15 protein-coding genes and 1 pseudogene are annotated in these 15,247 nt (G+C 71.7%); 8 read left to right on the plus strand and 8 right to left on the minus strand.

Annotation, left to right across the window (positions count from 1 at the left end; translation table 11 throughout):
* Positions 1-8: 8 nt before the first annotated feature.
* Both IEZ19_RS01790 and IEZ19_RS01795 read right to left on the minus strand, forming a co-directional pair.
* Positions 9-722, minus strand: a complete 714-nt coding sequence (locus tag IEZ19_RS01790) for a gamma-glutamyl-gamma-aminobutyrate hydrolase family protein (RefSeq protein ID WP_189309151.1) — start codon at positions 720-722, stop codon at positions 9-11.
* A complete protein-coding gene (locus tag IEZ19_RS01795) occupies positions 719-1,933 on the minus strand; it encodes an aldehyde dehydrogenase family protein (protein WP_229839857.1) in 1,215 nt (404 codons plus the stop codon). Before IEZ19_RS01795 ends, IEZ19_RS01790 begins: the two co-directional genes overlap by 4 nt.
* On the opposite strand from IEZ19_RS01795, the gene IEZ19_RS01800 reads away from it, so the two are divergent.
* The 4 genes from IEZ19_RS01800 (at position 1,858) to IEZ19_RS01815 (ending at position 5,903) form a co-directional block, all read left to right on the plus strand.
* Positions 1,858-3,171: a glutamine synthetase family protein gene (locus IEZ19_RS01800; protein ID WP_189309152.1), complete on the plus strand. Its 1,314-nt coding sequence runs from the start codon at positions 1,858-1,860 to the stop codon at positions 3,169-3,171. The two genes, IEZ19_RS01795 and IEZ19_RS01800, sit on opposite strands and share 76 nt — an antisense overlap.
* A 16-nt stretch (positions 3,172-3,187) precedes the next feature.
* On the plus strand, positions 3,188-4,471 hold the full coding sequence (locus tag IEZ19_RS01805; protein WP_189309153.1) for a cytochrome P450: 1,284 nt from the start codon (positions 3,188-3,190) through the stop codon (positions 4,469-4,471).
* 107 nt (positions 4,472-4,578) lie between these two features.
* A complete protein-coding gene (locus tag IEZ19_RS01810) occupies positions 4,579-5,325 on the plus strand; it encodes a TetR family transcriptional regulator (RefSeq protein WP_189309154.1) in 747 nt (248 codons plus the stop codon).
* Between the two features lie 164 nt (positions 5,326-5,489).
* A complete protein-coding gene (locus IEZ19_RS01815; protein WP_189309155.1) occupies positions 5,490-5,903 on the plus strand; it encodes a Zn-ribbon domain-containing OB-fold protein in 414 nt (137 codons plus the stop codon).
* A 25-nt stretch (positions 5,904-5,928) separates the two neighbouring features.
* On the opposite strand, the gene IEZ19_RS01820 is transcribed toward IEZ19_RS01815, so the two are convergent.
* The gene (locus tag IEZ19_RS01820; protein WP_189309156.1) at positions 5,929-6,315 is read right to left on the minus strand and encodes a PPOX class F420-dependent oxidoreductase; all 387 of its coding nucleotides are present in this window, start codon (positions 6,313-6,315) and stop codon (positions 5,929-5,931) included.
* Between the two features lie 204 nt (positions 6,316-6,519).
* Here IEZ19_RS01820 and IEZ19_RS01825 point away from each other — a divergent pair.
* From IEZ19_RS01825 to IEZ19_RS01835, 3 genes and pseudogenes are all read left to right on the plus strand, one after another.
* Positions 6,520-7,352: pseudogene (locus IEZ19_RS01825) on the plus strand (SAM-dependent methyltransferase).
* A 117-nt stretch (positions 7,353-7,469) separates the two neighbouring features.
* On the plus strand, positions 7,470-8,852 hold the full coding sequence (locus IEZ19_RS01830) for a S1 family peptidase (RefSeq protein WP_189309157.1): 1,383 nt from the start codon (positions 7,470-7,472) through the stop codon (positions 8,850-8,852).
* A 117-nt stretch (positions 8,853-8,969) separates the two neighbouring features.
* Positions 8,970-9,656 (plus strand): class I SAM-dependent DNA methyltransferase, encoded by a 687-nt coding sequence (locus IEZ19_RS01835; protein ID WP_189309158.1) that lies wholly within the window; start codon positions 8,970-8,972, stop codon positions 9,654-9,656.
* Between the two features lie 90 nt (positions 9,657-9,746).
* Here IEZ19_RS01835 and IEZ19_RS01840 read toward each other — a convergent pair whose 3' ends face one another.
* Together IEZ19_RS01840 and IEZ19_RS01845 are read right to left on the minus strand one after the other, a co-directional pair.
* Positions 9,747-9,932 (minus strand): hypothetical protein, encoded by a 186-nt coding sequence (locus IEZ19_RS01840; protein WP_189309159.1) that lies wholly within the window; start codon positions 9,930-9,932, stop codon positions 9,747-9,749.
* A 100-nt stretch (positions 9,933-10,032) separates the two neighbouring features.
* Positions 10,033-11,181, minus strand: a complete 1,149-nt coding sequence (locus tag IEZ19_RS01845) for an ROK family transcriptional regulator (RefSeq protein WP_189309160.1) — start codon at positions 11,179-11,181, stop codon at positions 10,033-10,035.
* Between the two features lie 127 nt (positions 11,182-11,308).
* Here IEZ19_RS01845 and IEZ19_RS01850 point away from each other — a divergent pair, with 127 nt between their 5' ends.
* Positions 11,309-12,520, plus strand: a complete 1,212-nt coding sequence (locus IEZ19_RS01850) for a Gfo/Idh/MocA family protein (RefSeq protein WP_189309161.1) — start codon at positions 11,309-11,311, stop codon at positions 12,518-12,520.
* Positions 12,521-12,559: 39 nt separating this feature from the next.
* Here the strand turns inward: IEZ19_RS01850 and IEZ19_RS01855 are convergent, their stop codons facing one another.
* The 3 genes from IEZ19_RS01855 to IEZ19_RS01865 all read right to left on the minus strand — a co-directional run bounded on the left by IEZ19_RS01855 (position 12,560) and on the right by IEZ19_RS01865 (position 15,205).
* Positions 12,560-13,255, minus strand: coding sequence for a L,D-transpeptidase family protein (locus IEZ19_RS01855; RefSeq protein ID WP_189309162.1), 696 nt, complete (start codon positions 13,253-13,255; stop codon positions 12,560-12,562).
* A 158-nt stretch (positions 13,256-13,413) separates the two neighbouring features.
* Entirely contained in the window at positions 13,414-14,211 is a 798-nt protein-coding gene (locus IEZ19_RS01860; RefSeq protein WP_189309163.1) for an SDR family NAD(P)-dependent oxidoreductase, read from the minus strand.
* Between the two features lie 79 nt (positions 14,212-14,290).
* Positions 14,291-15,205, minus strand: a complete 915-nt coding sequence (locus IEZ19_RS01865) for an SDR family oxidoreductase (protein WP_189309164.1) — start codon at positions 15,203-15,205, stop codon at positions 14,291-14,293.
* Between the last annotated feature and the right edge of the window lie 42 nt (positions 15,206-15,247).

Below are 15,247 nucleotides of genomic sequence, written 5' to 3' on the forward strand. Positions count from 1 at the left end.
GGCCCGGGTCAGGTACGGCGGCCGGCGCGGGTCCGTGCGGCGGCCACCAGGGCGTCGAACAGGCCCTGTTGGGCGGGGTCCTCGTGGGCGGTGTCCTCGGGGTGCCACTGCACGGCGGTGAACCAGCCGGGCGCTCCCGGGAGTTCGACTCCCTCCACGGTGCCGTCGGCGGCGGTGGCCGTGACGGTCAGGCCGGTGCCGAGGCGGTCGACGCGCTGGTGGTGGTAGCAGGAGGCGTCCGCCTTCTCGGCGCCGGTGGCCTCCTCCAGCAGGGTGCCCGGCCGGATCCGCACCGGGTGCACCAGGTGACGGTGTTCCCGCTCGGGGCCGCCCATGTCCTGCTCCAGGCTGCCTCCGAGGGCCACGTTGACGGTCTGGAGACCACGGCACACGGCCAGCAGGGGCAGGCCCGACTCCAGGGCGTGGCGGGCGAGCTCGAGGTCGAAGGTGTCCTGCAGGTCGTCGACGTCGTAGACGCTGGAGTGGGTGCTCGTGGCGCCGTAGCGGTGCGGGGCGAGGTCGCCGCCGCCGGGGAGCAGGACGCCGTCGAAGCGGTCGAGCCGGGCGGCCGTCCCGGTGTCGGCGGGGTGGAGGCTCACGGGTTCGCCGCCGGCCCGCCACACGGCCTCGGTCACCGTGCGGGCGGTGACCTCGGCGGCGTACCGCAGGGCGGAGGCGGTGGCGGAGAACCGGGCGGGGATCGCGATCAGGGGGCGGGTCACAACTGGATCCAGGTCGTCTTGAGTTCGGTGTACTTCTCGAGGGCGTGGGCGGACTTGTCGCGGCCGTTCCCGGACTGCTTCATGCCGCCGAAGGGGACGGTCAGATCGCCCTCCTCGTAGCAGTTGACCCAGACCGTGCCCGCCTTCAGCGCGCGGGAGACGCGGTGGGCTGTGGACAGGTCGGAGGTCCACAGTCCGGCGGCGAGGCCGTACTCGGTGGCGTTGGCGAGCCGGACCGCCTCGTCGAGGTCGTCGAAGGCGAGGACGGAGAGCACCGGGCCGAAGACCTCCTCGCGGGCCAGCCGCATGCCGGGCGCCACCCGGTCGAGGACGGTGGGGCTCAGATAGCTGCCCCCGGTCCCGGTCAGGGTGCGGGCGCCGCCGGTGCGCAGCCGGGCGCCCTCGTCGCGGGCGGTGGTGACGTGGTCCAGGACGCGGCTCAGATGGTTCTCGCCGACGAGCGCGCCCATCTCGGTGGCCGGGTCGAGCGGATCGCCGACGCGCAGTTCCTCGGCGCGGCGCACGACGGCCTCGGTGACGCGCTCGGCGATCGAGGAGTGCACGAGGAGCCGGGAGGGCGCGGTGCACATCTCCCCCTGGTTGAAGAAGATCCCCCAGGCGGCGGTGGCCGCGGCGCGGTCGAGGTCCGGGGCGTCGGGCAGGACGAGGTTGGGTGATTTGCCGCCGAGTTCGAGCCAGACCCGCTTGAGGTTGGAGTCGGCCGCGTAGCGCAGGAAGTGCCGGCCGACGGCGGTGGATCCGGTGAAGGCGAGGACGTCGACGTCCGGGTGCAGGCCGAGCGCGCGGCCGGCGGTGGGGCCGTCGCCGGCGACGACGTTGAGCACGCCCGGCGGCAGCCCGGCCTCGGTCCCGATGCGGCCGAGCAGCAGGGCGGACAGCGGGGACAGCTCCGACGGCTTCAGGACGACGGTGCAGCCCGCGGCGAGTGCCGGGGCGACCTTCCAACTCGCAAGGGTGAGGGGAAAGTTCCAGGGGACGACGGCTCCGACGACTCCGGTGGGCTCGCGGGTGACGAGGGCGAGGGCGTCGGGAGCGGTGTGGGGGGACTCGTCGGTGAGCTTGTCGGCGAGCTGCCCGTACCAGCGGAACGTGCTGATGACGGCGCCGCCGCCACATGGACCGGCTCGCCGCCGACGGCATCGACGTGGTCCGGGTGACCTATCCCGATCTGATCGGCACCGACCGGGCACGTGACGTGCTGGTCGAGGAGCTGCCCAGGGCCGTGGAGCACGGCCTCGCCTTCTGCCGGGCCGTCTATCACACCACCCCGCAGGGTGATGTGGTCCCGGTCGACGGCGGCCTGGACGCGGGGCTGCCCGACGTCGTCGTACGGCCGGACCTGGACACGCTCGTCGCGCTGCCCTGGGAACCGGGGGTGGCCGGCTGTCTCGCGGAAGTGGTCGACCCGGCCACCGGATCGCCCGCGCCCGAGTCGCCCCGCGACCTGCTGCGCACGGTGCTCGACAGCTGCCACGCACACGGACTGCGGCCGGTCGTCGGGCCGGAGCTGGAGTACTACCTGTGCTCCCCGGATCCCGCCGGCGGCTGGCAGCGGTACGCGCGGGACCCCGGCGTCGTCTACACCGCCGGACTGCGCGCCGACCCCGACAACCACCTGCTGCGCACCTTGCGCCCCGTACGCGGTCTGGACATAGGCGTGCTCAGCGGGAACCACGAGTTCGACGGCGGGCAGTTCGAGATCAACCTGACGCACTCCGAGGCGCTCTCGGCCGCCGACTGCTCCTTCCGCTTCAAGGCGGCGGTCAAGGAGCTGGCCCGCCGGGAGGGCAGGCTCGCCACCTTCATGGCGAAGCCGTTCAACGACGCCGGCGGCTCGGGCTTCCACCTCCATCTGTCCTGCGACGACGCCGAGGGCCGCAACGCCTTCGACGACCCGGCGGGTGCGTACGGGCTCTCCGGCACCGCGCGCCACACGGTCGCCGGCGTCCTCGCCCACGCCCCGGCCCTCGCCGCGCTGCTCAACCCGACCGTCAACTCGTACAAGCGCTTCGGCCCGGACACCCTCGCCCCCTGGCTCATCGACTGGGGCCTGGACAACCGCAGCGCCATGGTCCGCATCCCGCCCGAGCGCGGATCGGGCGCCCGGCTCGAACTGCGGCTGGGCGACGCGAGCGCCAACCCGTACCTCGCGATCGCCGCCACGGCCGCCGCCGCCCTGCTGGGTGTGCTGGCCGGCGAGGAGCCGCCGGCCCCGCTGGAGGGCTACGGCTACGACACCACGAAGTCGGCCCGGCTGCCGGCGACCCTGCCCGAGGCCCTGGACGCGCTGGAGGCGGACACCGCCCTGGCCGGCCTCCTCGGCAAGGGCTTCACCACGTCCTTCCTCACCTACAAGCGCAACGAGGTCGAACGCTTCCAACGGCACGTCACCGACTGGGAGTTCACCGAGTACGCCTACCACCTGTGACCCCGAGGAGCCACCGATGACCGAGACCCTCACCCCCGCCGCCGCCGAGCCGCTGCCCCTGGCGGACGTCGACCTCGCCGACCTCGACAACTTCACCGACGGGGTGACGCCCTGGCGGATGTTCCACACCCTGCGCCACGAGGACCCGGTGCACTGGCAGCCGGAGGAGGCGCCCAACTCCGGTTTCTGGGCGCTGACCCGGCACGCCGACATCGCCCGGGTCGACCGGGACGCCGAGACGTTCACCTCGTCGCGGTTCGTCAACCTCGAGGAGGTCGACGACGACCAGATCAAGAAGCGGGCGTCCATCCTGGAACTCGACGGCGTACGGCACCGCGCGCTGCGCAGCCTGATCCAGCGGCAGTTCGGCGCGAGCGTGATCAACAGCTACGCCGACTTCCTGCGCGGCCTGACCGCGACCACCCTGGACGCGGCGCTCGCCAAGGGCAGCTTCGACTTCGTCAAGGAGGTCTCCGCCGACTTCCCCATCAACGTCCTGGCCCGGCTGCTGGACGTGCCACCGGAGGACAACCAGCAGCTCATCGACTGGGGCAACCGCATCATCGGCAACACCGACCCCGACTACGCCGACGTCCTGCTGCACAGCGCGGAGAGCGAGCAGTACCGCGACCTGCCGTTCCGCTCCCCCGCCTCGCTCGAGGTCTTCGCCTACGGACGCGAACTGGCCCGGCAGCGGCGCGGCGGCGACGGCACGGACCTGGTCTCGAGGCTCGTCAACACCACTCCGCGCGACGGAGTCCCGCTGTCCGGGCAGGACTTCGACAACTACTTCCTGCTGCTGGTGGTGGCCGGCAACGAGACCACCCGGCACACCATCAGCCACTCCATGCTGGCCCTCCTGCAGCACCCCGAGCAGCTCGCCCGCCTCCAGGAGGACCCGTCCCTGATCCCCACGGCCGTGGAGGAGTTCCTGCGCTGGGCCTCCCCCGTCTACCACTTCCGGCGCACCGCGACGCGGGACGTCGAACTCGGCGGCAAGCGGATCAAGGAGGGCGACAAGGTCGTCATGTGGTACGCCTCCGGCAACCACGACGAGGAGGTCTTCGGTAATCCGTACGACTTCGACGTGGCCCGGCAGGACAACGACCACGTGACCTTCGGCAAGGGCAGCCCGCACCTGTGCCTGGGCAACCTGCTCGCCCGCACCGAGATCCGCATCATGTTCGAGGAGCTGATCCCGCGGCTCGCGGACATCCGGCTCACCGGCGACGTCCCGCGCGTCCGCTCCAACTTCGTGAACGGGATCAAGCGGCTGCCCGTCGAGGTGACCCTGGCCTGACCCGGTCCGGCTACGGCCGTCACGGATCACCGCGCCCGGGGGAACTCAGTCCCTGGGCGCGTTGCACTGAGTGCCATACGTCTTGGCCGAATGCTACGTTCGCGTTCATGAGCTCCAGCAGCGCGGCACCCGTCGCGAAGCCCCCGATGCGGGACGCCCTGGTCGCGGCGGCCTTCCGGTTGTTCCTGGAACGCGGGTACGAGCAGACCACGGTCGACGACATCGTGACCCTCGCCGGCGTCGGGCGGCGTTCGTTCTTCCGCTACTTTCCCTCGAAGGAGGACGTGGTCTTCCCCGACCACGAGCGCTGCCTGGCCGACATGACCGCCTTCCTGGCCGGCGGCGCCGAACACGAACCGGTGCGGCGGGTCTGCGACGCGGCGCGTCTGGTGCTGCGCATGTACGCCGAGAACCCCGCCTTCTCCGTCCAGCGCTACCGGCTCACCAAGAGGGTCCCCGGGCTACGCGCCTACGAGTTGTCGGTGGTGTGGCGGTACGAGCACGCCCTCGCCGAGTATCTGCGCGAGCGCTTCACGGGCCGCCCCGACGGAACCCTGCGGGCCGACGTGATCGCGGCCGCGGTGGTCGCCGCGCACAACAACGCCCTGCGCTCCTGGCTGCGTTCGGACTGCGAGGACGACGCCGGCGCCGCGGTGGACCACGCCCTGGGGTATGTCCAGGCCACCTACGGCCACGGGGTGGCGCCGACGGCCCCGGAGGAACAGAAGAAGCGGCCGGACGGGCGACCCGGGCCGTCCGCGCGGCCCGACGAGGTCGTCGTCCTCGTGTCCCGGCGCGACGCACCCCTGTGGCGGGTGGTGCAGGAACTCGAGTCGGCGCTCGGGCGCGGCTGAGCGGTCCCGTCCTCGCCGCAGATTTGCGGTACGGAGTGCCTTTACGCTTGGCACTGAGTGCCATACTCTGTCGCTGTGCACGGTGGCACGGGTGAACCGGGCACAGGTGTGCCCGGCTCGCCCGGGCACACGGGATTCCGGCCGAGCGCAGGGAGTTGACCAGCGTGTACCACTCAGGAAGCGCCGCGCATCAGGCGGCCGGCACCGCGACGGGCGTCCTCGACCCCGGGTCCGCGGAGCTCAGGGACGCTCTCCTGTACCAGCGCTGCACCTGGTGCGGCACCGCCATGTACCACCGGCTGCTGTGTCCGGTGTGCCAGGGCAGCGACCTGCGTACCGAACGCAGCGAGGGCACGGGTACGGTCCGCCACTCGGCCATCGCCCACCGCAACACCCCCGCCGCGCGCAACGTCTCGATGGTGGAGATGGCGGAGGGCTTCGTCGTTCGGGGGCGGGTGATGGGTCCGCTCGTCGGCATACACAGCGGAGACCGCGTGCGGCTGTCCACGGCGAAGGATCCGGTGCGCGGCGAGCCGGTCTTCCAGCTCCTCGACGAGCCGTACCGCGCCTGGAGATGAGGGCGGACCCGGAGGACCGCTTCGCTCAGGGCGTCAGGGTCACCCGGATCCCCACCGTGCCGTCCGATCCACGCCGCAGACGGCTGCCGAGGAGGGTGAGGCGGCCCATGACGCCGTACTTGCGGGCGATGAGGCCGCGGTAACGGGCGGCGGTGGCAGGGTCGCAGATCTCGGCCGTGGCCGGAACCGCGTCGCCGGTCGGGCGGCCCCGGACGTCGCAGGGCGCGACGAGGACCTCGCCGCGGCGCCGGATCCGCTTGACCTTCCACGAGTCGGCGGCCGTCCAGACGCCGAGCGAGCCCCCGTCCCGCACCACCCACACCGGGGTGGCGACCGGGGTGCCGTCCTTGCGGTAGCTGGTGACCAGCAGGTACTTGCCCCCGCCGAGCCGGTCCAGCGTCTCTTCCGTCATGACGGGCAGTCTAGGCGCCGGACAGCCGCCCCAGCAGGGAAAGTTCCCGTCGCCCCCACGGTCGTGGGTGTGGGGCGGCACAGGCAGTTCGTCCCGCTCCGGTCCGGCCGCCGACAACCCCGTACGAACGGCAGCGGATGTCAACCTGGGTGTCTGGATCGCGTGTTGCCTCTGTACCCGCCGCCCGGCCCCTGGAGCCGACCCGTGACCGACCTCCCGGACGCAGCCACGAACGACGTAGCCGTGCCCCCGTGCGACCGTATCGACACGAGCCGGCCGCACACGGCCCGGATCTGGAACTACTGGCTCGGCGGCAAGGACGACCACGAGGTCGACCGCGCGGCGGGCGACCAGATCCGCCAACTGCATCCGGGCATCGGCGAGTACGCGCGCGGACCGGCTGTTCCTGGGCCGGGCCGTCCGTCATCTGGTCGGTGACGTGGGCATCCGCCAGTTCCTGGACATCGGGACCGGGCTGCCCACCGCCGACAACACGCACGAGGTCGCCCAGCGTGTCGCCCCGGACTCCCGGATCGTGTACGTCGACAACGACCCGCTCGTCCCCGCGCACGCGCGTGCCCTGCTCACCAGCACGCCCGAGGGGCCGTACCGACTATCTCGACGAGGACCTCCGCAACATCGACGCGATCCTCGAACACGCGGCGAAGACGCTGGACCTCAGCCGCCCGGTCGCGCTGATGCTGCTCGGCGTGGTCATCTTCATCGGCGATGACGAGGACCCGTACGGGCTGGTACGGCAGTTGGCCGACCGGCTGCCGTCCGGCAGCCATCTGGTGCTGTCGCACACCGTCACCAGTCCCGCGATGCCGGACGTGGACGAGGCGGTCAGGTTCTGGAACGAGCACGGCACGCCGAAGCTCAACCAGCGCAGGCCCGAGGACGTGGCCCGGTTCTCCGACGGCCTGGAACTGCTCGACCCGGGCGTGGTGTCCTGCTCGCGCCGGCGTCCGGACGGCAGGGACGGGGCCGAGCCGGCGGAGGTCGCGATGTTCGGCGGGGTGGCCCGCAAGCCCTGAGCGGATCACGGTCGCGGTGAACGCCCGTGCCCCGGACCGCGTATGGAGGGGCGGGCACTCGACGACCGGAGGGCCCCGCGGTGCTGACACCGCGCGTTCGGGGTTCGGGAGCCAGGGATGAGGCACGCACGACGACGGGTCGTCCGGCGGGTGGCACAGCTGGCGGCGGTCGGCGGACTACTGCTGGGAGGCGCGATGGTCACCACGGCCATGGCGAGCGAGACGCCCGGCACGGCCACCGTCCCGTTCGGCTCGGCGCGGGGCGTCGCCGGCCCGGGCGCGGACCTCGTGGCCGAGCTGGGCACGGCGCGTACGGCGGGCAGCTGGATCGGCGCCGACGGGCGGCCGGTCGTCGCGGTCACCGACGAGCGGGCGGCGCAGGCGGTTCGGCGGGCGGGTGCCGAGGCGAAGGTCGTACGGCACAGCATGGACGAGCTCAAGTCGGCCGCGGCAGCACTGCGTTCGGCGCCGCGCGTGACGGGCACGGCGTGGTCGGTGGACTACCGGACGAACCGGGTGGTGGTGCAGGCCGACCGCACCGTCTCCGCCGGCGACTGGTCGCGGATGTCCCACGTCGCCGCGGGCATCGGCGGTTTCGTCCATATGCAGCGCACCGACGGCGAGTTCACGACGCGGCTCAACGGGGCCCAGCCGATGCTGTCGACGGGCGGCCGCTGCTCGGCGGGGTTCAATGTCACCGACGGGCAACGCGACTTCATCCTCACCGCCGGGCACTGCGGACCGGTCGACACGATCTGGTTCGCGGACGGCCGGGGCGACCGGCAACTGGGGTCGACGGTCGAGACGAACTTCCCCGGCAGCGACTTCTCGCTCGTCCAGTACGCCTCCGGCAGGGCCGGTGACGGGGCCGACGTGGTCGTCGTGGGCGGCGGCAAGGGGGTGCGGATCACGGGGGTGGCCGATCCGGCGGTCGGACAGCGGGTGTTCCGCAGCGGCAGCACGAGCGGGCTGCACGACGGTCAGGTGACCGGGCTCGACACGACCGTCAACTACCCCGAGGGCACCGTCACCGGGCTCATCCAGACCGACGTGTGCGCGGAACCCGGCGACAGCGGCGGACCGCTGTTCTCCGAGGGGATCGCGCTGGGCGTGACCTCGGGCGGCAACGGCGACTGCACCCGGGGCGGTACGACCTTCTTCCAGCCGGTGAGCAAAGCGCTCTCGGCGCTCGGCGTCAGGCTGATCGTGTCGGCGCAGAACGCGCGGAGCTCCCGGAGCGCGGCCCCCTCCCCCGCGCCGTCGGCCCCGGCCACGCAGGGCGCGATCGCCCCGGGCGCCGCGTCCCCGGGCTCCTCGGCCCCGGCCTCGGGCACCGCGCAGGGCGCGACGCTGCTGTCCCGGCTCACGGACACCCGTAACGTCGGCCCCGGCCTCCTGGTGATCGCGGGCAGCCTGATCGCCCTGGTCGCGACCCGCTACATCCGCGCGGAGCAGGACCGCAGGGCGTATCAGCGGTACTACTCGGCGACCTGGGGCTGATCCCCTGGGTGGGCTCGCGCTCCGGTCGGTCCGGTTGTCCACAAGCCCGCGCGGCGGACGGCGGATACGACTACCTTGGGTAGTCGCTCACGTACACGGGTTCGAGGGAGAACATTCGTGAACAGCCCCACCAGTCCGTCCGGTCACGGGAACATCCGGCGCGACCGCACCGGTCAGGCCGAGGCCTTCGACGCGCTCGGCCATCGCTACGACGAGGCCTTCCCGCACAAGGAGGGACAGGTCGCCGCCGCGGAATGGCTCGTCGAGTCGTTGCCGGCCGGTTCCCGCGTCCTGGACCTGGGCTGCGGCACCGGCCTGCCGACCGCGCGCCAGTTGGTGGAGGCGGGGCTGAAGGTCGTCGGAATCGACCTGTCGGGCCGGATGGTCGCGTTGGCCCGGGAGAACGTGCCGGGTGCGGAGTTCCATCAGGTGGACGTCGCGGATCTGCGGTCGGACGGCACCCGAGACCTCGGCCGCTTCGACGGGGTCGCCGCGTTCTTCTCGCTGCTGATGCTGCCGCGCGCCGAAATACCGCTCGCCCTGCGGACCGTGCACCAACTGCTGGTGCCCGGCGGGCTGTTCGTGCTGTCGATGGTGGAGGCGGACCTGGACGACTTCCCGATCCCGTTCATCGGGACGACCATCCGCGTCTCCGGTTATCTGCAGGACGAGTTGCGCGAGGTGGTCAAGGGGGCGGGCTTCGAGATCGTCGGCGAGGAGTCGTACTCCTACGCGCCGGCCAGTGCGGACGTGCAGCCCGAGGAGCAGATCTTCCTGCGCTGCAGGCGCGGCCAGGACGCGTGACGGAGGACCGCGACAGTACGGCCGGCAGGCCACGAGGAATCAACCCGTAGGTGGCAGGGGGCCCTCAGGCCCGGCCGCCTTCTGGGGCGCTCAGGCCGCCTTCGGGGGTTCCGGGGCCGCGGCGGCCCACTCGAGGACGAGCCGCTGGTACTCCTCACGCTGCTCGACGCTCAGTGTCCCGCCGGACCGGAGCCACAGGGCCCTGATCTCCTCGTTGACCTCCGCGGCCGATCGCTCGGAGGCGGTTTCAACAGTGGTGGACATGCTGTGAAGCATATGCCGGTCGACGTGAAGGCAAGGTGAGTAAGCAGGAGCAATACCGGCATATCGGACCGTGTTGCTCATCACGTCCATCTGCCAAGGGACACAGGGGAGTTCACCCCTGCACACTGCCGAGCACCAGCACCTGGATGGCCAGTACGGCGGCTCCACGGGCCCAGTCGTGGAAGTCGGAGACCTTGGTCTCCAGGCCGACCGGGGCCGCGAGCGGATGGCGGTTGGCCCGGATCGTGGCGTCCACCACATCACCCGCCACATCCATCAGCCCGACGCCCTCTCCGGCGAGGAGGATCTTCTGCGGCATCGCGAAGTTGGCGATCTGCGCGACCAGCGTGCCCAGCGCCCGCGCGGCCTCGTCGATCACCCGCGCGGCCATGGGTTCACCCGCGGCGGCGCGGGCGAGGATCTCCTCGTACGTCGCGTCATGACCGGTGGCCGCCCGGATCTGGTACCGGATGCTGGGGATCGTGAGCAGCGACACGGCACTGCCACGCTCCCCGTCGGGGGTGAGCGGGCCGTTGCGGTCGACGATCCAGTGGCGTGCGAAGCCGCGGTTCTCCTCCGGGTACGGCACGCGCCGGCCGCCGAGCACCAGTCCGTAGCCGATGCCGGCGCCGATGGTCAGGACCACGAAGCGGTCGAGTCCGCGGCCGGCACCGAACCAGGTCTCGGCCTCGACCAGGGCGGCGACGTCGTTCTCCACGACCACCGGCAGCCCGGTGCGCTCCCCCACCAGCTCGGCCAGCGGGACGTCCCGCCACCTCAGGAACGGCGACTCGCCGACGACGGCCCGGTCCCGCACCAGTCCCCCGACTCCGATGCCGATGCCCGCGAGAGCGGGGAAGCGTGCGCCGAGTTCACGCGTCATCTCCGCGAGCAGATCGGCGACTTCACCGGGATCATGGGTGGTCAGCGGGCGGTCGAGGCGGGCGACGGCATCGCTGCGCAGGGTGGTGACGACGCCGTAGACCACGTCCTCGGTGATCTTGAACCCGATGAACGAGCGGGACTCGGCGACGACGGCGAGCGGCCGGGACGGCCGCCCCTGGCGTGCCTCCGCCGGGCCGCCCGCGTCCGCCGCCTCCACCAGCAGCCCGGACTCGATGAGCGGTTTGGTCAGCCGGGTGAGACTGCCCTGCGAGAGCCGCAGCCGACGGGCCAGCTCGGTGCGGGACAGCGGGCCGTGCACGAGGACCTCGATCGCCACGGAGCGTTCACCCGGGCTCAGCGGCAGCCAGCTGGTCATGAGGGCGGACCTTTCAGTTTCTTTTGATGAGGAAGTAACCAGGTCAGCCCATCATGGTCAAGCGCCCGATCAGTCGACGCGGACGCACCCTTGACGCGATGATTCTTCCGCAGCAAAAGTAAACCGCATGACGCTCTCCCCGTTTTCCCTCGGCATCGTCGGAGCCGGACAGTTCTCCGGCCAGTTCGCCACGCTGTTCCAGGCCCACCCCGGCGTCGGCGAGGTGTACGTCACCGACCTGCTGCCCGAACGCGCCGAGCAGCTCGCCGCCACCCAGGGCCTGGCGGGCACCTTCCCGTCGTTCGAGGCGATGCTGGAGTCGAACGCGGTCGACGCGGTCGCGATCTTCACCCAGCGCTGGACCCACGGCCCCCTGGTCCTGCAGGGACTGAACGCGGGCAAGCACGTGTACTCCGCGGTGCCGATGGCGATCACCACGGAGGAGATCGCGGCGATCATCGACGCGGTCAGGACTACCGGGCTGACCTACATGATGGGCGAGACCAGCCAGTACAACCCGGCCACGGTCCACGCCCGCAACCAGATCGCCGAGGGCGCCTTCGGCCGGCTCTTCTACGCCGAGGGCGACTACGTCCACGACATGGACCTCGGCTTCTACGAGGCGTACCGGTACAGCGGCGGCGAGAACTGGCAGGCGACCGCCAGCTATCCCCCGCTGCTGTACCCGACGCATTCGGTGGGCGGGGTGCTCGGGGCGTGGCGGACGCACGCCGTGAGCGTGTCGGCCATCGGGGTCGTCGACGAGCGCGGCGACGGTGTCTTCGACCGCGCGGTCAGCCAGTTCGACAACGACGTCTCCAACGCGACCGCGCTGTTCGAGGTCGCGGGCGGCGGATCGTTCCGTACGAACGAGTTCCGGCGGGTCGGCTACCCCTCGCACATCAGGGAGTCCCGTTTCCGCTTCTTCGGCACGGAGGCGAGCATGGAGCAGCTCGCGACGGTCGCCCTGTGGCAGGACAAGAACGGGGTGAAGGACATCAGCGAGCTGCTGGAGCCGAAGCCCACCCTGGCGCCGGACGACCCGTCGCTCCAGCACATCGCGCCGGAGCTGCGGGCCGCGTTCACGTCCGGTTCGGCGCCGGTGCACGACCGCGCCCGGCTGCCGCGGGCGTTCGACCAGCTGCACAACGGGCACGAGGGCAGCCATCACTTCCTGGTGGACGACTTCGTGACCGCGGTGAACACACGGTCGCTGCCGTCCGTGAACGCCTGGGTCGCGGCCCGCTACACCCTGCCGGGCATCGTCGCGCACGAGTCGGCGCGGCGGGGCGGGGTACGGCTGGAGATCCCGGACTTCGGGGACGCCCCGCTGGCGTGACGTCCCCGTTTCGCTGTGGGCCCGGGTGCCCGGAGCGGCTCAGGTGCCCGGCTTGCGGCCGTACACGTAGACGTCGTCGCCCTTCTTCAGCAACGACCAGTACTTCTTGGCGTCCTTCGTCGTCATGTTGACGCAGCCGTGCGAACCCGGCGGGTTCCACATGCTGAGCCCGACCGAGTGGAAGGCCTGGCCGCCGTCGAAGAACTGGCTGTAGGGCATCGGCACGTCGTAGATGCTCGAGACGTGGTCGATGTCCCGCCAGTAGATCTTCTTCAGGCCGGTGCGGGTCTCGTAGCCGTTGCGTCCGGTGCGTACGGGCACCGGGCCGTAGACGAGCTTCTTGCCGTCCTGGATCCAGGAGAGCTGGAGCGTGAGGTTCACACAGGCGATACGGCCCTTGTTCACCGGGCACTTGCCGGCCTTGTTGGGGTTCGTCCCGACGGCCTTCTGCTTGTTCATCAGGTCCATCACACCCCAGGTCACCGGCCCGGCGTAGCCGATGTTGGGCGTGATGCCGTGCTTGTTCTGGAAGGCCTGGATGGCCTTGCAGTCGGCGGCGGACTGCTTCCCGTCGACCGGACGGCCGAGGAACTTCTCCACCTGCTTCTGGTACGGCCCCGCCTTCGTGGTGCAGCTCGCCGCCTGCGCCGGTGGCGCCCCGAGCGCCAGCGTGAGCGGCGCGACCAGTCCCGTGACGCCGAGCACGACGACGCCCCGTCTGCGTATGTCCCCCATGAGAGGCCCTTCCCTGCTGTCGCTCGCGCGACGTCCTGCGGTCTCGGAGAGCTAGACAGACGGAACGGCTCGTCGGTTGTAGCGGCGGCCGGGCTGTGACCGAACGGTGAACTTCCCGGTCACGCGTCCGCACATCCGCGGGAGGGGCGTGGGGCGGCTCAGGCGTCCGTCGAGTCGCCCAGGGCGGCGCGGAAGCCGGTGTTGACGGCGGTGAGTCCGCCGTCGACGCACAGGGTGGTGCCCGTGATCCAGGCGGCGTCCCGGGAGGCGAGGAAGGCGACCGCGGCCGCGATGTCCTCGGGCTCGCCGACCCGGCCGAGCGGGTAGAGCGCGCGGACGGCGTCGAGTTCGGCGTCCCGGCCCTCCCAGGCCGAGGTGCGGACCGTGCCCGGCAACACCAGGTTCACCCGGACCCCCCGGGCCGCCGCGTGCCCGGCGAGGGTGCGGGTGAGGGAGCCGAGCCCGGCCTTGGCGGCGCTGTAGGCGTGGTTGCCGAAGTCCTGCAGGGCGTTGACGGAGCCGATGGAGACCACGGCGCCACGGCCGGATGCCGCGAGGTGCGGAAGGGCGGCGCGGCAGCAGCGGTGGGCGCCGGTGAGGGTGACGTCGAGGTCGCGGGCCCAGGTCTCGTCCGGCTCGTCCTCGAAGAGGGGTACGTCCGGGGTGCAGTGCGCCGCGCTGTTGACGAGCACCTCCAGCGAGCCGAAGCTCTCCACCGCCTTCGCCACGGCCGCCTCCACGGAGGCCCGGTCGGCCACGTCGCACGCGAACGCCCGTGCCTCCAGCCCCTGTTCACGCAGTCCGGCCGCGGTCTTCTCGGCCTCGGGCAGGTCCCGGTCGGTGAGCAGCACGCGCCCGCCCTCCTGCGCCAGCCGCCGCGCGACGGCCGCGCCGATGCCGCGTGCCGCGCCGGTGACGAGTACTCCGTGCCCGTGGAAGCGCTTGATGTCGGTCATGGAAGCGACGGTAGGGCCGCGACGATCACCACGACAGAGGGCACACGAGGACGCGTGAGCCGACGGAGCCCTGCGTCGGTCACCGGTAGCCGGTCACGTCCGCCGGCTTGCCCGCGTCCTGCACCTCGACGAGATAGCGCCACGCGTCGGGGCGGCTGCCGTCCAGGTCCGTGAAGCCGTACACCTGGGCGAGCCCGCCGCTGGAGAGGGACTGTCCGTTGAAGCGGGCCACGTCGGGGTCGGCGGCCAAGGCTGAGACGGCGCGGCCGACATAGCGCGGGGTCTCCGAGATCGCGAAGTGCGGGGTCCGGTCGAGGGCGTCGCGCCAGTTGTCCTCGCGCACCCCGTAGATGTCGAGCATCATCTCGGAGCGGAGCCAGCCGGGGGTGAGCGCGAGGGCGGTGACGCCGCGCGGGCCGAGTTCATGGCCGAGGGCGAAGGCCATGCGCAGGACCGCCGCCTTGGCGAGGTCGTAGAAGAAGTTCACCCGGTAGTGGTCGCGGTTGTAGGCGGCGGTGCCGTCGGTGACCTCGACGACCAGACCGACGGGCCGGCGCAGCAGCAGGGGCAGGGCGTGGTGGCTGGTGATCGCGTGGGTCTCGACGGCGAGCCGCAGCAGCCTCAGCCCCTTGTCGAGGTCGTGTTCCCACACCGGGGTGTCCCAGGCGAAGAGATGCTCGCCGCCCCAGATGTCGTTCACCAGGACGTCCAGACGGCCCTGTTCGTCCGCGATCCGGTCCACGAGCGTCCGCACGGCGGTGGGGTCGAGGTGGTCGGTGGGTACGGCGATGCCGTGGCCGCCGGCCGCGACGACGAGGTCGGCCGTGTCCTCGATGGTCTCGGGGCGGTCGTACTCCGAGCGGCGGTCCCGGGTGGTGCGTCCGGTGACGTAGACGGTGGCACCGGACGCGCCGAGCTCCACCGCGATCCCACGTCCCGCCCCCCGTGTCGCTCCCGCGACCAGTGCGACCTTGCCTTCCAGCGGACCCGGCATGTCCGGCCTCCCGTACCCGTACGACTGCTGTCGCTGTCCAGG

It is taken from the genome of Streptomyces brasiliensis (genome assembly GCF_014647875.1).
Classification (GTDB): Bacteria; Actinomycetota; Actinomycetes; order Streptomycetales; family Streptomycetaceae; genus Streptomyces; species Streptomyces brasiliensis.